Source organism: uncultured Sphingomonas sp. (assembly GCF_937871615.1).
GTDB lineage: Bacteria > Pseudomonadota > Alphaproteobacteria > Sphingomonadales > Sphingomonadaceae > Sphingomonas.
Map to the genome: position 1 here is coordinate 74056 of NZ_CALMPA010000013.1, position 18717 is coordinate 92772.

Here is an 18717-nt window from a genome sequence, read left to right on the forward strand (position 1 = left end):
TTACTCTCCTTCACTACCCAGATATCGCGCGCGGAACGCATCGGCGAACGCGCGCAGCGAGCCGCTGGCGATCGCGCCGCGCAGATCCGCCATCAACGCTTCGTAGAACCAGATGTTGTGCTCGGTCATCAGCATCGCGCCGAGAATCTCGCCCGCCCGGACGAGATGGTGAAGATAGGCGCGGCTCCATGTGCCGCATACCGGGCACGCGCACGCCGGATCGAGCGGCCCCATATCCTCTGCAAAGCGCGCGTTGCGGATGTTGATCGGGCCGGCGCGGGTGAAGGCCTGGCCGGTGCGCCCCGAGCGGGTGGGGAGCACGCAATCGAACATGTCCACCCCGCGTTCGACCGCGCCGACGATATCGTCGGGCTTGCCCACCCCCATCAGGTAACGCGGCTTGTTCGCCGGCAACTGGCCGGGCGCGAAATCGAGGCAGCCGAACATCGCCTCCTGCCCCTCGCCCACCGCGAGGCCGCCGATCGCATAACCATCGAAGCCGATGTCGATCAGCGCGTCCGCCGATGCCTTGCGCAGGCCCTGATCGAGCGCGCCCTGCTGGATGCCGAAGATCGCGTTCGACGTGGCATGTTCCTCGCCAGCGTCGAACGCCGCGCGGCTGCGCTTCGCCCAGCGCATCGAGCGCTCCATCGCCGCCGCCTGCACCTCGCGGGTCGAGGTGGTGGGGACGAGTTCGTCGAACGCCATGATAATGTTCGAGCCGAGCAGCCGCTGGATTTCGATCGAACGCTCGGGGCTGAGCATGTGGCGGGAGCCGTCGAGGTGGCTCTTGAACGACACCCCTTCCTCGCTGCGTTTGGTGAGATCGGCGAGGCTCATCACCTGATAGCCGCCCGAATCGGTGAGGATCGGGCGATTCCACCCCATGAAGCCGTGCAGCCCGCCGAGCCGCGCGATGCGCTCCGCGCCGGGGCGCAGCATCAGGTGATAGGTGTTGCCAAGGATGATGTCCGCGCCCGATGCGGCGACATCGGCGGGCTTCATCGCCTTGACGGTGGCGGCGGTGCCGACCGGCATGAACGCGGGCGTGCGGATCACGCCGCGCTGCATCGCGATCGTGCCAGTGCGCGCCGCGCCGTCGGTAGCGGCGATGGTGAAGGTGAAACGATCGGTCATCGTATCGTGATAATGCCCCGGTGGATCATCTGGGTTTGCGCTTTTCGCGCGGCGCGCGGTCGCTGGGCACGGTGGCGCGGATCGTCAGGCATTCCGCGCGGGTGACGACGCCATCGTGATCGCGATCGAGCCGGCGGAAGATCTGCGCCATTTTGGCCTGCAATTCGGCCAGCGTGATGCGATTGTCGCCATCGGTATCCGTTTCGAACGGGCCGGGCAGCGCGTTGCGATCGCCCAGCCAGCGTTCGGCCCAGTCGGCGAAGGCGATATAGCCGAGCGATCCCTGATGCCCGGTGTCGATCGCGGCGAAGCTGCGCGCGACGCAGGTGTGAAGCTCGGCGGCGGTGGTGCGGCCGTCACCATCCAGATCGCAGGCGGCGATCATCATCGCGACCGGCTCCACCATCATCGTGGCGGGGGGCTGGCCCGGCCCCGGCGGCGTGGCGGCGGCGGGAGCGGCGGCCTGAAGCAGCAGCGCCAATATCATGCGACGGTTTCCTGCGGGATGCGTGCGACCATCCCCCGCATCGACACGCATGGGCCTGAACCGTGGCTGAGCCGATGGATGATGCGCCTGTGCCGCATGTTCCTTGCCCTATGGCGCGCGCGGCGGGCTGGCAACCGCCGCAAGCTCGGTACGCGGAAATGACGGTGCGGGAAAAAGAAGCGGCGGGCACGGGAGGGATGCGCCCGCCGCTCACAAGGGAGGTCTGCTGAGTGGGTGAAACAGGCGGGGGCGCCGCAAGTTCCCGTTCGGATGGATTTTTTCGGCTCGCCCGTTTTCCGGCGTCAGGCGAGCGCGGCGACGCCAGTGCAGAGCAGGCGGATCAGGTCGCCCTGGCCGCGCGCGCCGGTCTTGGCGTAGATGCGCTTGGAATAGTTGCGCGCGGTTTCGATCGTCAGCCCGATATGCGCGCCTGCCGCCGCGATGCTGGCGCCATCGGCCAGCGCGGCGGCGAGGCGCGCTTCGCTATGGGTCAGCCCGTGGAGCGCCTCCAGCGCGGCGATACGCGCCGGGCCGGCGCGCGGCGACACGCGGATCAATGCCGTCATCGCGGGCGGCGCCGGGATCAGCAGCGCGTCGAGCGCGGCGGCTGGCGATAGCGTGAGCGCGCGCGGCGGCGTGTCCTGGTTCATGGCGAATGTGGCGGCGACGAGCGGGAGCAGGCGCTCGGCCTCCGCATCGCCGGTGCGCAGCCGCTGGCCGATGGTGGGGGTGATGCCGGTGCGTGCGTGAAGCGCGCGTGCGGCGACATCATCCAGATCGACCAGCCGCGCGTCGCGGTCGAACGTGATCCAGCCGGTGCCGCTGCGTGCCAGCGCGTCCGCCATGGTCGCGAGCCGCGCGCGTTGCCATTCCGCTTCCCCCAGCCCGGCGAGCGCGACGGCGAGATGCGGCGCGAGCGCGGATAGCAGGGCGCTGTCGGCGGCGGCGAAGGCCCGTTCGGCGCTGGTGATGGCGAGGATCGCGCTCGTTCCGCCCGGTTCGGTGACGCGGATGATGCGCAGATCGCTGCCGGGCGTGGCTTCATCGAGTTCGGCGGCGGCATAGACGCGATTGGGGCGCAGCCGATCGGGCGGGATCGCGGGCAATGGCGCGGGCAGCGTGGCGGGCATGGGCGCGGTGATGAGGTGGGCGGCATCGGCGCGGGTGCGCTGGCGCAGGCGCGTGAGGAAGGTCTGCCAGCGCGGCTCCTCCCGCGCGCCCGCGTGGAGCGGCAGCAGCAGATCCGTTTCGTCCACCCGGCTGAATGCCATCAACCTCCCATATGGGAGGTGGCGCGCAAATGCCAGCCGCCCAATTCGCAAGGCATGACGATCGCCGCCAGAACGCTCACCCATCTCGAACGGCTCGAAGCCGAATCGATCCACATCATCCGCGAGGTGGTGGCGGAATGCGAAAAGCCGGTGATGCTCTATTCGGTCGGCAAGGATTCGGCGGTGATGCTGCATCTGGCGCGCAAGGCCTTCTATCCCGCGCCGCCGCCGTTCCCGCTGCTTCACGTTGATACGACATGGAAATTCAGGGCGATGTACGAATTGCGCGATCGGATGGCGCGCGAATCGGGCATGGAATTGCTCGTCTACCGCAACCCCGAAGCCGAGGAGCGCGGGATCAATCCGTTCGATCACGGCCCGCTGCACACCGACATGTGGAAGACGGAAGGGCTGAAGCAGGCGCTGGACAAATATGGCTTCGATGCGGCGTTCGGCGGCGCGCGGCGCGACGAGGAGAAAAGCCGCGCCAAGGAGCGCGTGATAAGCTTCCGCTCGGCCAACCACCGCTGGGATCCGAAAAACCAGCGCCCGGAATTGTGGAACCTCTACAATACGAAAAAGGCGAAGGGCGAGAGCATCCGCGTCTTCCCGATCTCGAACTGGACCGAGCTGGATATCTGGCAATATATCCAGCTCAATCGCATCCCGATCGTGCCGCTCTATTTCGCCGCGCCGCGCCCGACGGTGGAGCGCGACGGGCTGCTGCTGATGGTCGACGACGATCGCTTCCCGCTCGCCGAGGGTGAGGTGCCGGTGGAACGCTCGATCCGCTTCCGCACGCTCGGCTGCTATCCGCTGACCGGCGCGGTGGAGAGCAAAGCGGCGACTCTGGAGGAAGTGATCCAGGAGATGCTGCTCACCACCACCAGCGAGCGGCAGGGCCGCGCGATTGATCGCGATGCGGGATCGGCCAGCATGGAAAAGAAGAAGCAGGAGGGGTATTTCTGATGGCAACGACCGTTCCCGCTTCGGACAGCGCCTATCAGGTGGATGCGCTGATCGCCGAGGATATCCATGCCTATCTCGATCGCCATCAGCACAAATCGCTGCTGCGCTTCATCACCTGCGGCTCGGTGGACGACGGCAAATCCACGCTGATCGGGCGGCTGCTCTATGATTCGAAGATGATCTTCGAGGATCAGCTCGCCGCGCTCGAAGCGGATTCGAAAAAGGTCGGCACGCAGGGGCAGGAGATCGACTTCGCGCTGCTGGTCGACGGCCTTGCCGCAGAGCGCGAACAGGGCATCACGATCGACGTCGCCTATCGCTTCTTCGCGACCGAAAAGCGCAAGTTCATCGTCGCCGATACGCCCGGCCACGAACAATATACCCGCAACATGGTGACGGGCGCGTCCACCGCCGATCTCGCGGTGATCCTGATCGACGCGCGCAAGGGCGTGCTCACCCAGACGCGGCGGCACAGCTATCTCGCGCATCTGATCGGCATCAGGAACGTGGTGCTGGCGGTGAACAAGATGGATTTGGTCGATTACGATCAGGCGGTGTTCGACGCGATCGTCGCGGATTACGATGCGTTCGCGCGCTCGATCGGCATCGCCGATTTCGTCGCGATCCCGATTTCGGGGTTCAAAGGCGACAATATCACCGCGCTCTCGCTCAATACGCCCTGGTATCGCGGGCCGGCGCTGATCGAGCATCTGGAGAATGTGCCGCTCGATGCGGAACGCGATCAGGCCTTGCCGTTCCGGCTGCCGGTGCAATGGGTCAACCGGCCGGACCTCGATTTCCGCGGCTTTGCCGGGCTGATCGCGACCGGGCGGGTGAAGCCGGGCGATGCGATCCGCGTGCTGCCGTCTGGCAAGACCTCGCGGGTCACGCGGATCGTGACGCTCGATGGCGATCTTGAGGAAGCGGTGGCGGGGCAATCGGTGACGCTGACGCTTGCCGACGAGGTGGATTGCTCGCGCGGCGACGTGATCGCCACCGCCGACGCGCCGCCGCAGGCAGCCGATCAGTTCGAGGCGGTGATCGTGTGGATGGCGGAGGAGGAGATGCTCCCCGGTCGCTCATACTGGCTGAAGCTCGCCACCCAGACGGTGAGCGCGACGGTGCAGGCGCCGAAATATCAGATCAACGTCAACACGCTGGAGCATCTTGCCGCCAAGACGCTCGATCTGAATGCGATCGGCGTCGCCAATCTCTCCACCGATCGCCCGATCGTGTTCGAGCCTTATGCCGACAATCGCCAATTGGGCGGGTTCGTGCTGATCGACAAATTGACCAACGCGACGGTGGCGGCGGGGATGCTGCATTTCAGCCTGCGCCGCGCACAGAACGTCCATTGGCAGGCGCTTGACGTGAGCCGCGAGGCGCGCGCCGCGCTCAAGAACCAGAAGCCGATGGTATTGTGGTTCACCGGCCTGTCCGGCGCGGGGAAATCGACCATCGCCAATATCGTCGAGAAGAAGCTGGCACGGATGAACCGCCACACCTTCCTGCTCGATGGCGATAACGTGCGCCACGGCCTCAACAAGGATCTCGGATTCACCGATGCCGATCGCGTCGAGAATATCCGCCGCGTCGGCGAGGTCGCGCGGTTGATGACCGATGCCGGGGTGATCGTCATCACCGCGTTCATCTCGCCCTTCCGCGCCGAGCGCGAGATGGTGCGGCGGATGATGCAGCCGGGCGAGTTCATCGAGGTGCACATCGACACGCCGCTCGCCGATGCCGAGGCCCGCGACGTGAAGGGGCTGTATGCCAAGGCGCGCAGCGGGGCGCTCAAGAACTTCACCGGGATCGATTCGCCCTATGAAGCGCCGGACGATCCAGAAATCCATATTGATACCATGAGCATGACCGCGGAGGAGGCGGCGGAACTGATCGTGCGGCGCCTGATCCCCTGACGCGCGACTTTACCATCCGTTAACCGCGCATGGGGCAGGGTGAGTGCCATGGCACAGCCGGCTCCACGCCATCGCGACGATCTCGTGATGCACTCGCTACCACTGCCCGAACCACGCTGGATCGCGGGTGGGGCGGCGGGCGATTCGCCGGTGCGCGCGTTGCAGGATCGCCTGCTTGGCGCATTCGGGGCGCCGTCGCCTGCGCATCCCAGCCCGGAAATGCTGCCGCTCAGCGCGCGCGTTGGCGTGATGCTGGGCGCCTCGCTGCTACTCTGGGCGGCGATCGGCGGGGCGATTTACGCCCTCTCATAACCAAATAGGTTTCCTACAGCGGTCGTTCTGGCCTAATTGATCCGCCTTTCCGCCGGCATGGTGCCGGCCAGAAGCGAAGGGCTGGCCATGATTCCTCGATATCAAACCGGCGCGCGGTGCGGCGCGACTCCGTGTTCGATCCCCTGTGCGGGAGGGCGCCGATGATCGCGCTCGATCTCGCCATCACCACGATCCGCGCTCGCGGTGATGCACCTGCCGCGTCGGCCCCGCTCATCGCCTCGATCAACGTGGAGGGCTGGTCTGCGGAATATGCGGTGCCGGGCGACCTGCCCGCGATAACCTTGACGCTGCCGAGCGAGATGGCGCCCGATACTGCGCCGAAGACGGTGGCGGTGTCGCGCGCCGGGTTCGACGCGAGCGGGGCTGCGGTGAGCCACAGCGACACCCGCATCATCACCAAGCGCAAGCGGCAAGCCTACCCCAACCACGCGCTGGCCACCGCACAGACCGTCGCGCTCGACGATTACGTCTATGCGACCGACACGATTGCGGGCGTCGTCAACAATTCGAGCGAGACGAGCCCGAAGCCGGTCGCGGCATTCGTCACGCCGAGCCGCTTGCTGATCGGTAACACGATCGGCGCAGGGACCGGCGCGCCGGTCGAGGTGATCGCGTTTCATCGTGACTTCCGCCTGAACCGGCAGGTCGCGTGCGTCGTTTACACGATCACCGACGGCGTCAAGACGATCACGGTGGCGGTGGGCGCGACGGTCATCTCCACATCGGTCGAGGATGCCAACCCGGTCGAAGTATATGCCCTGCCGGCCACTGACATTTCGGCGCTGGCGACCGGCACGATAAGGGTGGACGCAAAGGTCTGTCCGTGGATCGGCGATGCGTCTTCCATCCTCGACAGCGCGACCAACGCGACCCCGCGTGAATTTTCCACGCGCTATTATCACAAGGATGCGGCGCTGGCCGCCGCGCCGCCGCTGGCCTATGTCAAGGCGGGCGGATCGGATGCGACGGGGGTGTGGTCCACCAATGCCGCGACCGCGCTGGCGACGCCGTTCGCGACGGTGCTCGGCGCGTTCGCCGCGATCAAGCACGCGACGCGCGGCACGCCCGACAAGACCGGCACGGGCGCACGGGTGCGGATCGTCGACAACACCGTAAACAACGGTGCGGGCACCACCGTCACCTTCCCGCAAGGGGCCGCCGGGCCGGTGATCGAACGCGCGCCGGGCACCGCGCGCGGCGAGGCGGTGTTCAATTTCGGATCGAGCTATTTCCGGCCGCAGATGACCTGCTCGATCGCCGGGCTGGAGCCGCACATCACCTTCTGCGACCTGTCGATCGCGCGCACCGTCAACACGCAGAAAATCTTCGCGGAGACCGGCGTGCCGATCGGCGCGCAATTCTGGAACGTCGCGATCAACGATACGGCGGGGGCATCGCCGTGGCAGAATGCGCATGGCTATTTCTTCGGTGCGGCGTTCGCGACGACGAACCTGTGGCTGAGCCTCAATACCGGGCTGCAAATCCGCATGACGCGCGGTGTTGTCGGCGATCTCAACAATGGCGCTTATGAGCAATGGGTGCTCGTCGGCTGCACGCTCCAGCAGCCCGGCAGCCAGGGCTATACCGACGCGACCAGGGGCGCGATCAGCTATGCCAACCGGCTGCTGAAGATGAAGGCGATCGCGCCCGGCTTCGCGATCGACGCGGCCAATCCCGGCGACAGGATCACCGGCATCGCCATCGTGCAGAATCTGTTCGAGGTGGCAGGCGGCCATGCCAATGGCAGCCCGGCGCTGCGCCTGTCATCGGACAATGCGAATGGCGATACCGTGCATACGGTGATCGCGCATAACACGCTGACCGGCTTTTACGGCACGGGGCGGAACAACAATTTCTACGATGAAAGCACCGGCACGAACCGCCGCCAGCACCGCCTGATCCGCGCGGTCGGCAACATCCACTGCGCGATCAACACCAAGGGCGATATCTTCTACGGCGGCTCCAATCCAGCCGAAGCGCCGAACCGCATCGGGCAACTCGCCTATGTCCATGGGGTGGGCTGTCAGGGCGAGTTCTCGCAATTCTGCGCAGCGGACGGCGCGGCGACCGGCAGCGGCTTCTCGCAGCTTTACCCCGGCATCGGCGCGTCGATCGGCACCAGCGCGACCGTGCGCAGCGATCCGCTGTTCATGGATTATCAGGCGATGACCGGCCCGACCGCTTACGGCGTGGGCGGCGGGGATTATCGCCTCAAGCCGGGGAGCCCGGCGCGCGGGCGGGTGATGGCGCGTGGGCTGGCATTCGATCTGGCCGGCGCCGCGCGACCGACCAGCGGCGCGGACGCGGCGGGGGCGTACAGCTAAAAGGGGCAGGGCGCATCCGGCTATGCTGCCGGGCCGCCGTCGGTCAGTTGGCGGGGCGTGCCACCGTGGCGTGCCACACCGCTTCCGCTTGCTGGATGTCGGCGGGTTTCGCCGGGCGGCGCCCCGCCTTGTTGGATTGCGCCTGAACGTGCTTGTTCAAGAGGAAGCTGCCGGCGGTATTGTTGCGCACGATCCCGCCGCCTGCTTCCACCATGATCCAATTGTCGGTCACCTTGTCGGGGCCGTGGCGGATGAACAGGCGATTGTTCTCGATCGTCAGTCGCTCGACCGGGTCAACCGCGGAGATGCCGTGCCAGCCCGTTCCGACCAGCAGGTTGTTGCGGATCATGATGTTGCTGTAACCGCGCCCGGCGGCGTGCAGATTCGCCTCGTCACGGATGAAAATGCCCTGCGTGCGCTGGCCCACACCCGGATCGACCAGATTGTTTTCGATCACGACATCGCGTGCGCCATGATCGTCGGGCTGCTTCAGGCCCGCGGTGAACAACTGAATGGCATCCGCATGGTCGCCCGGCGCCGGTCGATACGGGCCGAACGAATTGCGGGCAACCAGGGCGTTGCTCGTCCCGACCAGTTGGACGCCCTCGCGGATATTGGAGAAATCGTTGTCGGTAACCTGCACATTGGTGGTGCGGAGAAACGCCATGAAGTTCGCCATGTCGCGAAATGACGAATGCGAAACGACCACGTTGTTGCCGCCGCGTATGCTAAGCGATGAAAATGCAAGCTGATTGTCCGGCGTCGTCGTGCCGCTCCACTTGGTGTGGTTGAAGTGGAGGCCGTCGGGGTCGTAGGCGATGATGAACGGGCCGCGAGGATCGTCTCCGGGGAATGGCTCGAAGCGGGTGCCGGAAAAGGTGACGTTGCGCCATTGATCGAGCGTGATCGCGCCGAACACCCCGCCTTTTATCGTCACATTGGCGAGCCCCTTGAAACGCTCGAAGGTGACGCGGCGCGTGCCGAGATCGATCGTGCTGCCGGCGCGCGCCGCCTTCAGGATGGCGGTCCATTGCGCCGCGCTGATATCGCCCTGCGGGATGACCGCCGATATGCTCTGCTGATCGCTGATCGGTGCGGGGGCCGCGCACAGAAGCAAGACAGGCGCCAACAGGTTTCGCATCAATGCACCTCGCAGGCGCGGGTTACGTGAATCCCCGAAGCCGCGCAAGTGCTTGGGCGCGCCCGCTCCGGAGGGTGATCCGCCCGCGAGGCGGCCTCCGCGCGAGCGCGCCGGATCACGATATCGCGAGCGGACGGGGGGCGGATTTCTGCCGGACGGCGCCCGTCGGCGCGACCTCGCGATCAATCCGCCAGCAGCACGCGACGAGCGCGCCGAGCATCACGAAAACGAAGCCATGCGCATCCTGCTGGCTGAGCGTGAGCTTCACGATGACGAAGTTAATCAGCGAAATGCACAGCGGCACGATCAGGCCCAGTTCGCCATCGGGAAAAATGATGGCGCGGCGCAGGCCGTTCCAGATCGCGATCGCGAACATCCCGAAGAATACCACGAAGCCGATCAGGCCATATTCCAGCCCGACGGTGAGATAGAAATTGTCGATCGACGGCAGGCCCAATGTCTCGGGCGCGCGGCCCATGCCCCATCCCCATGGGCGATCGAGGATCTTGGGAATGCCGATCTCGATCTGCGCCTTGCGCATGTCGTTGCTGGATTCCTGTGATCCATCGCCCCAGACGAGATGGCGAATCCGCCCGACGAAGATCGCCGACGCGATTGAGGCGACGAACAACGCCGGATAGCCGCCCAGCACCATCGTGCCGATCGGGCTGTCCGGCCGCTTGCGGCGATAGAGCAGGCTCCAGAAGAACAGATAGAACAGGACCGCCAGGAAGAAGTTTATCATCCCCATGCGCGAATCGGTGTGGGTGAGGATCCAGAAAATCGCGGGGATGGTGACGAATGCGGCGACGCGCACGAACAGGCGCCGCGCGGTGAGGCCGAAGTGCATGATGAACGGCATGGCCAGACCGAGATATTCGGCGAAGTTCAGCGGCGTCGGGAAAACGCTGACGATGCGATATTTCCCGGTCGACCCGCGTGTCGCGCCCGCCAGAATATGCATCACGGTTTCGTCCTGGATCGACAGCAGCTTCGGCAGATGGCCGGCCCATAGGACGTGCTGTTCATGCGCCTCGACAAGCCCGATCAGGCTGGCGAAAATCGTGATCCCCCAGATGGTGATCGCCAACTGCCGCAACCGGCCCGGCGTGCGAAAGACGTAAACCGCCGCGAAGAAGGGTGCGAACCAACTGAAGATCGCGACGCTGAACTTGTTCGCCGAATATGCCAACCCGGTCGACCAGAAGATCGACAGGAAGGCGATCACCGCGAAAACGCCGAGCAGCCACGACACGGCTGGCATCACCGACAATGTGTCGACAAGCTCGCGCCGGAATTCACGGGACACTGACAGGCTGACCAGCAGGACCAGCCCGAGCGGGAGCGATACGAGGCGCAGCAGCGTGATCCACGGCAGCCCCGGCAGATCAATGCCGATATAATTGGGCCAGCACAGCAGCACGATGACGAACGCGAATACGCCATGCGCCATCAGCCTAGTCGGCGCCTTGCCCAGATCGGGTAGCAGCCAGATCACCAATGTCGCGAGCAACGCGAGCGGGATCAGCAGCGGCACCAGGAAATAGGTGGTGGTGATGGCGAAGAACATGCCGACGAACCACGAATATAGCGAGACGAGCAGCAGCAGCTTGATGCGATGCCGCTGCCAGAAGCCCGGCGTGGTGTAGCTGCCCAGCACCGCGGGCTGAAACCGGGGCCTGCGCGGCGATCGCCGGAAGAATTTGCGTGAGATCATCGCTGGTCAAGTCCACCCAAACAGGCGGGGTGCCGCCCCGTGCCGCCGTGCAGCGATGGCGCGGCGGGCGCCGGAATGAAAGCGGCAAATGGCGAAATCACCGTCCCGCCGGGCGATGGCGGCGCGATCATGCGCGCGCCTCCTTGCGCGCGCGCCGGCGCTCGCGGACATGCCGGAGCACGGGATGCTCGACGAAATGCCAGGACAAGGCGGCGAGCGGCACCGTCCCCACCGCGGTGAGCAGCGCGAGCAGCGGCGCGGAATGGCTTGGCGCCACCGCCGCGATCGCCATCATCACCGGAAAGGCATAGATATACATGCCATAGCTGTAATCGGGCCAGCGCGCGGCCGCGGTGCCGGTGCGGAAGCCCGCGCACAACACGCAATAGCCCGTCACCAGCCCGGCCAGATGCGGGATCGGGAAGAAATGGACGCTGAGCGCGAGCGCGACGAGCGCCAGCAGCGCGACGCGCCATGACAGGCGCCGGTGCAGCCACGGCCAGAAGATCAGCGCGGCGATCCCGAGCGCGAACATCGACCACAGGCGATCGAACAGCATCAGATTGTAGAGCGCGCCGCGCGAGGGGTCGCCGCCGGCCAGCGCCTGAAATGCGGGAAGATGCGCGACGATCGCGAACAGCAGCGTCGGCACCAGCAGCAGCGCCACCACGCGTTCCCGGCCCGACAGCCTCAGCAACGCGGCAAGGAACAGGACAAGATAGCAGCGCATCTCCCACGGGATCGTCCACAGCGAGCCGTTGATGGTGATCGGCGCGCTTTCGGTGCCGATCCCGCTCAGCGTATAATGTCCTTTGACCAGCGAGAGGTTGCTGGCGATGAACCGCGCGGTGTCTCCGCTCAGATACTCGCTCAGCGGCAGGCCGGCGATGAAGAAACCCGCCGTCACCATCACGAGCACCGCGACCGCGAGCCCCGGCCACAGCCGCGCGAGCCGCGCCAACAGGAAATCCCACGCGCTGCCGCGCCGCAGCAGGCTGTTGTAAACCAGAAAGCCGCTGAGAAAGAAAAAGCCGTCGACCGCGAAGGAGGACACCGGCTCGCCCATCAGCCACACCGTTGGATCGTTGGTGTCGGCGCCGGTGATGCGCCAGATGCTGTGCGACCAGATCACCGCCGATGCGAGCACCAGCCTCACCAGCGTCAGATTGTTGACCATCGGCACTTGGGGAGGGGTGGCGTTCATCAGGCCCTTAATCGGATGATGCGGCATCTTGGCGGCCATTCCGGCACAAGCCGGGCGAATGCATCGCATCCGCCATGATGGCGCGCAAGCTCTTGCGTTGACGGGGGCGCCATCGGCGCGCGTGGGGAGGAGGGTAAAGCGTTTGAATTGTCCGACAGGATTCTCCATTGGATGCGCGATTTGCATTGTTGGCCGGATCAGCGAGGCGTAAACCGCTGATATCGCCTAATTGGTGAAGGAATGATTTTGGTGGACTGGCGCGAACGGATCTGGCGGGGATCGCTGATCGCGGTGGCGCTGCTGTCGTCGTCGCCGGTTTTGGCCAGGGTGGTTTATCTGGAACAGGTGAGCCAGGGCCAGTCCGCGCCGGCGGAAATCACCGGCGCCGATGCGAGGATCGAAAGCGCCGGCGTGTGGGGCGGGATGGAGGATGCCGCGCGCGCCGCCGCCGAGCGGACGGGTTGGGCCAGTCGCGTCCAGACGCCACTGGCCAATAACGCGATCTTCGCGCAGGCGCTGGCCAGCCGCTTCGATCTTCCCAACGAAGTGTCGCTCGATCGGCTGCTGGATTTCCGCGTCTCCCCCGGTGCGGAAGGGCGGCAGGCGGAAAGGAAGGGGGAGCGATCGTTTGTCGCGCTGTTCCTCGGCTCGGATGTGCCGGAGCCTGCCACCTGGCTCTGCCTGTTGAGCGGATTCGGCATGATCGGGGCGATGCTCCGCCGACGCCGCGCGAGGCTGGTTGTCCTCGCTTCGTCCGGCGGGCGCTGACTTCGAGGAACGCCCCCGGCAACGGGATGAAATGGCGCGTGACGGGAACCGACGCGGTCAGCCGCGGCCCCCGCGCGTGACGAAGCGGCCTCAGGCCGGGCTGGTGAAGCGGCGCAGCACCGACGTTCTGGCATGGGCGATGTAATCAAGCATGAACCGCTCGAAACCCGGCGGCCGCCCGCTCGCCAGCCAGAGCAGCATATGCGCGGCGGCATAGGTCAGCCCGCCGATCGCCCCCTTGGCCACCAGCATGGCGAGATTGTCGATGAAGCCCGTGCCCGACGGCAGCGCCAGCGTGGCATCGAACGCCAATACCGCCGCGATCATCGCGCCCGTCGCGGCAAAGCTGCGCCACGCCAGCAGGAACGGCGACAGCAGCGGAATCGAAAAGCGGCGCGCGGCCAGTTGCAGCGTGAGGAACAGATAGAAGATGTTGCTGATCGCATATCCGGCGAGCAGTCCGGTCAGGCCGAACTGCACCACGCCGACCCACAATGCGACTAACCGCGCGCCCAGGCCGATGAGATTGCGGATGAAGACAGTCCGTGTGTCGCCCTCCGCCATCAGCAGCGCCTGTGCGCAGACGGCGACGGTGGCGATCGCCATGGGCGGGGCGACGAAGCGTACCACCCAGATCGCATCGGCCCATTTCGGGCCGGCCACGACCATGATCGCCTCGTGCGCGACCAGCGCCATGCCGAAACCGATCGGCAGCAGCACGCCCAATATCGTCGCCTGCGCGCTGTCATAGGCGCGCAACCGGCGCGGCAGATCGTCGGTCATCGACGAGAGCGCGGAGAAGATCGCCCGCTCGAAGGGGTCGGCGAGCTGATTGGTCACGATCGTCGATATCTGCATACCGAGATTATATTCGCCGAACCGGGCGACGCTGAAACGTCCGGCGACGATCAGCGCATCCAGCTTCGAGCTGGCGTAATTGGTGATCGCCGCCGCGGACATCCAGCCGCCGAAGCCAAGGAACAGCCCATAATCACGCAGCGCGAGGCGCGGCCGGAACGGCTTGAACCAATGGGTGGCGATGGTCATCGCGATGCTTGCCACCACGGTGCCGGTCACCAGCGCCCAGTAACTGTGCGTCGCCAGTGCAACCGCGATCATCGCCAGCAATCCCGCCACCCGGCCGATGATCGTCACCGCGGCGTCCTGCGAGAAATCGATATCGCGCAGATAATCGACCATCCGCGGGCTGCGCAGGCCATCAATGATCGGCACGATGGCGAGCACCAGCAGCACATCGCGCACCTGCTGGTTGTGCAGCAGCAGCGCGGCGGGGATCGCGGCCAGCGCGATGCCGATCGCGGTCAGCAGGCCGCGCAGCATCGCCATCGTGAAGGCGGTGGCGTAAAGATGCTGATCGCGGCCGGGATGGCGGAGCAGTGCCTTGATGAGCTGGAAATCGGTCAGCATCTGCGCGAATTCGACGACGATCATCGCCAGCGACACGATGCCGAAATCGCCGGGCGTCAGCAGCCGCGCGAGCACCGCGATGCTGAAAATCCCCATGCCGCGGCTGACGAGATTGACGAACACCAGCGTCGACGCGCCGGTCGCCGCCCGTGCCCGGACGTTCGGCGCGGGGGCCGGATCGCGCTCTGGTGAGGGGGGCTGCATCGGTCGCTTCCTTGCCACCGCGCGACGCGATGTGGCAAGCGCCCCCTTTCCGGTTCGATAGGCTGGGCCATGCCAGAATGCGACACGCCGGGCGGCTTGTCCGGCGTGCGTATCCGTGGGACGGCGTGCATCTGCCGGGCGTGGTGCGCGCGCCGGTCGGGGCGCTCGATCGCTATCGCCGCCCGCTCTCCGTCACGGCGTTGTCCTGATCGAGTTTGAACCCTAAGGAAGGATCATGCCGGGGCTTCGCGAACGATTCAAACAATATGCGCCGCCTTTCATCCATCGCGTGGTCGGCGCGGCGCGCGGCCTGTTGGGCCAGCCGCCGCAGGAGCAACGCGTCCTCCATGGCTATGACGTGTTCCCGGAGGCGGACGATCGTCCGCGCCTAAACCTCGTCATTCCCAGCATCGAGCCGCGGATGGCGTTCGGCGGGGTGCTGACCGGCCTCGATTTCTACCTGCGCCTTGCCGCCGCGACCGGCGCGCAGGCGCGCGTCATCATCGACGATTTCAACCCCGCCCCGGATCGCAGCGTCCTCGATGCCGCCTGCCGCCGGATCGGCCTGGAACCGGCCAGGGTGACGGTCGTGCCGCGCGCCACCGATGCGCCACGGATCGGCGTGGGCGCGCGCGACATCTTCATCGGCTATAACTGGTGGACGATGCTCAACATGCAGGCGCTGGTGGCCGCGCAGGCGCAGGCCGCCGGGGGGAAGCGCGCGCCCTGCATCTATATCTGCCAGGATTTCGAGCCCGGTTTCTATCCGTTTTCCTCCACCCATCTCGTGGCATGGCGCGCGTTGCGCGGGGAGGGGCCGTGGTGGGCGATCTATAACAGCGCAGAACTGGCGAGCTATCTCGCGGCGCTCGGCGTGGCGCCGGAGGAGGCGTTCGTGATCGAGCCGACGCTCTCGCCCGCGCTGCGCCCGTTTCTGCCGCAAGGTCCCGTGCCGCGCACCCGCCGGCTGCTGGTCTATGGCCGCCCCGGCGTGCCGCGCAATTGCTTCCCGGCGGTGGTCGCCGGGCTGCGCGAATGGGCCGCCAGCTATCCCGGCGCGGCGCGGTGGGAAGTGATCTCGGCTGGCGCGCCGCATCGCCCGCTGGCGCTGGGGCATGGGGTGGAATTGCGCGCGGCGGGCAAATTGTCGCTCGACGATTATGCAGGGATGCTGCGCGGCACGGCGATCGGGCTATCGCTGATGGCCTCGCCGCATCCAAGCTATCCGCCGCTGGAAATGGCGCATTTCGGCGTGCTGACCGTCACCAACGATTATGCGTTCAAGGTGATGGCGCGGGCGCATGACAATATCGTCGCGCTTGAGGATATCCGCCCGGAAAGCATCGCGGCGGCGCTCACCGCGGCGTGCGCGCGGTTCGAGGCCGATCCGGCGGTTGGCGCAAATGGTCGATCGCACCGCCCCGCCTATCTGTCCGACGATCTTTATCCGTTCCTGCCGGCGCTCGCGGCGAAACTGGCGTTGCACTGGGGCGCGGGCGGCTGAGGCGGCGCTGACGCCTCAGGCCAGTCGTTGCGCCAGCGTGTCGCCGATCATCGTCGCGCGGCGATTCGCCTTTATTCCCAGCACCATGTCGCGCAGGAAGGCGGAAAGCACGTCGAACGACGATATGCCGTCGGTGCGGATGATCGAGGCGCGGACCAGCACGCCATCGGCGATATAGCCGTGCAGCGCCGTTTCGAACCGCGCCCAGCGCTGCTCGTTATAGGTTTGCGGCAGCATCTCGCCGAGCCGGGTCCAGTAAACGATGTCTTCGACGCGTGAGCCCATCTCGGCGGTCAGCATCACCGCCGGCACGGCGACGTTCGGCGTGATCGACAGCGGGAACAGCTTGCTCGCGGTGACGGCGAAGCCGGTCGCGGGATAGCATTTTTCCGGGCGATGAAGTTGCAGCACGTCGCTTTGCGACCGGCCGTAAGCGATCAGCATCATCACGTCCTGCTGCTGATCTTGGATCGTGCGGCGATAGGAGCGGGCGACCCGCTCGCTATACAATTTGGCGGCGAGGCTGTCGGCCATATCCGGCAGCACGATATCGCCGCCACCGCCTGCATCCCATCCGCTGAAATGCTGCGGGATGACGTTGGTGAGCTTCTCGTTTTCGGGCAGCAGCAGCCGCATCTTGCGCGGGCGCAGCCATTCGGCGGTGCCGAGCGCGGCGGCGCAGGCGCCGGCGAACATGAATTCGCGCCGTTCGATCATGCCGCGCCCTCCGCGCGGCGACGGGCCAGCAGCTTCTGCAACAGCCGGTCGATCAGGAAGATGCTGGCGATCGCGAATACGAACAGCACCAGCCCGGTGGTGACATGCATGAAGCCCTGCGCGACCGCATCGCCGTAATAATAGGTCAGCAGGATCAGCGCGATCACGCGCAGGATGTTCACGAACACCGCGACCGGGATAATCATCATCACGAGCAGCGCGGCATAGCGCCACGAGGCGCGGTGCATCAGATAGATATAGAACAGGCTGATCGCGATCAGCCCGGTGATCGAATTCATCCCGGCGCATGCGTCTTCGACCAGCAATTGATATTGCGCGATCGTCAGCGAAACGCCCGAGCGCTCGATCGGATAGCCCAGCGGCTGCAACACGCCGACCGCGGCATAGGATACGAACATGCGCAGCGGCGCGGTGAGATAGTCGATCACCCAGCCCGGCGGGGGGATGACAAAGGCGAGGTAGAACAGGGCGAACAGGTTGCGCCGCACCTCGGCAAGGCCGGCGACCTGCACCAGCGCGGTGACGAAAACGATATAGAGCGCGCCGACCTCGACGCTCAGGAAATCATAGGCGCGCCCGACGACGTAAAGCGGCAGCGCGATGATGAGCGGCAACAATGTGGCGCGCGGCTGGCGCACCCCTTTGTCGAGCACGATGCGATTGTAACTGAGCAGCCAGAGCCCGGTCGCCAGCACGATCGGGCCGTGCGCGCCGGCCTCGGTCGACCAAGCCTGACGGCCGAGGGTGATGACGGTCGGGATGGCGAGCAGGAGCAGGCCAAGCAGCATCGGCCAGTGCCGGCGCACGAAATCGCGCGTCGCCGATCCGCCCTCGCCCGGTGTTGCCCGCCCTCGCGCGCCCGCCTCAGCGTACATTGAGATAGGTTCCGATCACCTGCGACTTGTCGCTCTCCAGTTCCTCGATCAGGGTCCGCACGTCGCGTACATAGCTGCGATCGCGGCACGCGACGATCATCGCATAGCGCGTGACCGAGGCGATCCGCCGCACGTCAGCGAAATTATTCGCCGGCGGCGTGTCGATCAGCACGATATCGTAATCGCGGATGCAGCTTTCGATCAGCGATTTGAACTCCGCGCCGCTCAGCAATTCGGATGCGTCCTCACGCGGAGCGCCGGCGAACAGCAGCGACAGCCGTGGCAGCACATCGTCCTGCACCGCGTCGGAGAAGCCGATGCTGTGATCCGACAGGCAATCCGAGAGCCCGAACGGCGCTTCGCGCGGGGTGAAGAAAGCGTCGAGCCGCGGCGCGCGCATATTGCCGTCGATCAGCAGCACGCTGGCCCCGGTCTGCGCCAGCGCGACCGCGAGATTGGCGGTGACGAAGCTGCATCCACCGCCCGACGCAGGGCCGGCCATCGCCAGCGAGCGCCGGCCCTCGCGCAGATGCTTGGCGACGATATGCGCGCGCAGTACGCGGATCGATTCGGCCTGCACGCCGGTGGGGTCGCCCAGCGCGACGAGCGACGACGACAGCGTGAAGCGATCGTCGATCGGGATGCCCGGCGCGCCGGCATGATCGTCGCCGCTGGCGATCTGTTGGGAGATGTTCATG

Annotated in this window: 17 protein-coding genes; 7 read left to right on the top strand and 10 right to left on the bottom strand. The window is 66.0% G+C overall.

The features are described from left to right. From tgt to Q0316_RS02655, 3 genes are all read right to left on the bottom strand, one after another. Window positions 1-1137 (bottom strand): tRNA guanosine(34) transglycosylase Tgt, encoded by a 1137-nt coding sequence (gene tgt / locus Q0316_RS02645; RefSeq protein WP_298669295.1) that lies wholly within the window; start codon window positions 1135-1137, stop codon window positions 1-3. 25 nt (window positions 1138-1162) lie between these two features. Then, a complete protein-coding gene (locus Q0316_RS02650; protein WP_298669298.1) occupies window positions 1163-1624 on the bottom strand; it encodes an EF-hand domain-containing protein in 462 nt (153 codons plus the stop codon). Between the two features lie 302 nt (window positions 1625-1926). Beyond that, window positions 1927-2895: a LuxR family transcriptional regulator gene (locus tag Q0316_RS02655; protein WP_298669301.1), complete on the bottom strand. Its 969-nt coding sequence runs from the start codon at window positions 2893-2895 to the stop codon at window positions 1927-1929. Between the two features lie 54 nt (window positions 2896-2949). On the opposite strand from Q0316_RS02655, the gene cysD reads away from it, so the two are divergent. From cysD to Q0316_RS02675, 4 genes are all read left to right on the top strand, one after another. Further along, window positions 2950-3864 carry a sulfate adenylyltransferase subunit CysD gene (gene cysD, locus Q0316_RS02660; RefSeq protein ID WP_298669304.1) on the top strand — a complete coding sequence of 305 codons (915 nt, stop codon included), beginning with the start codon at window positions 2950-2952 and terminating at the stop codon, window positions 3862-3864. Next, window positions 3864-5783, top strand: coding sequence for a sulfate adenylyltransferase subunit CysN (cysN, locus tag Q0316_RS02665; RefSeq protein WP_298669307.1), 1920 nt, complete (start codon window positions 3864-3866; stop codon window positions 5781-5783). Before cysD ends, cysN begins: the two co-directional genes overlap by 1 nt. 48 nt (window positions 5784-5831) lie before the next feature. After that, window positions 5832-6095, top strand: coding sequence for a hypothetical protein (locus tag Q0316_RS02670; RefSeq protein ID WP_298669310.1), 264 nt, complete (start codon window positions 5832-5834; stop codon window positions 6093-6095). A 161-nt stretch (window positions 6096-6256) separates the two neighbouring features. Next, window positions 6257-8440, top strand: coding sequence for a hypothetical protein (locus Q0316_RS02675; RefSeq protein WP_298669312.1), 2184 nt, complete (start codon window positions 6257-6259; stop codon window positions 8438-8440). Window positions 8441-8483: 43 nt separating this feature from the next. On the opposite strand, the gene Q0316_RS02680 is transcribed toward Q0316_RS02675, so the two are convergent. The 3 genes from Q0316_RS02680 to Q0316_RS02690 form a co-directional block, all read right to left on the bottom strand. Next, complete coding sequence (locus tag Q0316_RS02680; protein WP_298669315.1) at window positions 8484-9581, bottom strand: right-handed parallel beta-helix repeat-containing protein; 1098 nt, start codon at window positions 9579-9581, stop codon at window positions 8484-8486. A gap of 115 nt (window positions 9582-9696) precedes the next feature. Next, window positions 9697-11241, bottom strand: a complete 1545-nt coding sequence (locus Q0316_RS02685) for an O-antigen ligase (RefSeq protein ID WP_298669319.1) — start codon at window positions 11239-11241, stop codon at window positions 9697-9699. Window positions 11242-11425: 184 nt separating this feature from the next. Then, window positions 11426-12541 carry an acyltransferase gene (locus tag Q0316_RS02690; protein WP_298669322.1) on the bottom strand — a complete coding sequence of 372 codons (1116 nt, stop codon included), beginning with the start codon at window positions 12539-12541 and terminating at the stop codon, window positions 11426-11428. A gap of 210 nt (window positions 12542-12751) precedes the next feature. Here Q0316_RS02690 and Q0316_RS02695 point away from each other — a divergent pair, with 210 nt between their 5' ends. Continuing rightward, window positions 12752-13270 carry a PEPxxWA-CTERM sorting domain-containing protein gene (locus Q0316_RS02695; protein WP_298669324.1) on the top strand — a complete coding sequence of 173 codons (519 nt, stop codon included), beginning with the start codon at window positions 12752-12754 and terminating at the stop codon, window positions 13268-13270. Window positions 13271-13360: 90 nt separating this feature from the next. Here Q0316_RS02695 and Q0316_RS02700 read toward each other — a convergent pair whose 3' ends face one another. Beyond that, on the bottom strand, window positions 13361-14902 hold the full coding sequence (locus Q0316_RS02700; RefSeq protein WP_298669327.1) for an oligosaccharide flippase family protein: 1542 nt from the start codon (window positions 14900-14902) through the stop codon (window positions 13361-13363). A gap of 77 nt (window positions 14903-14979) precedes the next feature. Here Q0316_RS02700 and Q0316_RS02705 point away from each other — a divergent pair, with 77 nt between their 5' ends. After that, window positions 14980-15111 carry a hypothetical protein gene (locus Q0316_RS02705; protein ID WP_298669330.1) on the top strand — a complete coding sequence of 44 codons (132 nt, stop codon included), beginning with the start codon at window positions 14980-14982 and terminating at the stop codon, window positions 15109-15111. A gap of 26 nt (window positions 15112-15137) precedes the next feature. Further along, window positions 15138-16406 carry a hypothetical protein gene (locus Q0316_RS02710; RefSeq protein ID WP_298669332.1) on the top strand — a complete coding sequence of 423 codons (1269 nt, stop codon included), beginning with the start codon at window positions 15138-15140 and terminating at the stop codon, window positions 16404-16406. Between the two features lie 15 nt (window positions 16407-16421). On the opposite strand, the gene epsI is transcribed toward Q0316_RS02710, so the two are convergent. Genes epsI through Q0316_RS02725 form a run of 3 tightly spaced genes read right to left on the bottom strand, consistent with a single transcriptional unit; the run spans window position 16422 to window position 18716 of the window. Further along, window positions 16422-17123 carry an exosortase-associated protein EpsI, V-type gene (gene epsI / locus Q0316_RS02715; protein ID WP_298669333.1) on the bottom strand — a complete coding sequence of 234 codons (702 nt, stop codon included), beginning with the start codon at window positions 17121-17123 and terminating at the stop codon, window positions 16422-16424. Further along, the gene (xrtV, locus tag Q0316_RS02720) at window positions 17120-18019 is read right to left on the bottom strand and encodes an exosortase V (protein WP_298669335.1); all 900 of its coding nucleotides are present in this window, start codon (window positions 18017-18019) and stop codon (window positions 17120-17122) included. Before xrtV ends, epsI begins: the two co-directional genes overlap by 4 nt. Beyond that, window positions 18009-18716 (bottom strand): CpsD/CapB family tyrosine-protein kinase, encoded by a 708-nt coding sequence (locus Q0316_RS02725; protein WP_298669337.1) that lies wholly within the window; start codon window positions 18714-18716, stop codon window positions 18009-18011. The genes xrtV and Q0316_RS02725 overlap by 11 nt, the downstream gene beginning before the upstream one ends. Between the last annotated feature and the right edge of the window lies 1 nt (window position 18717).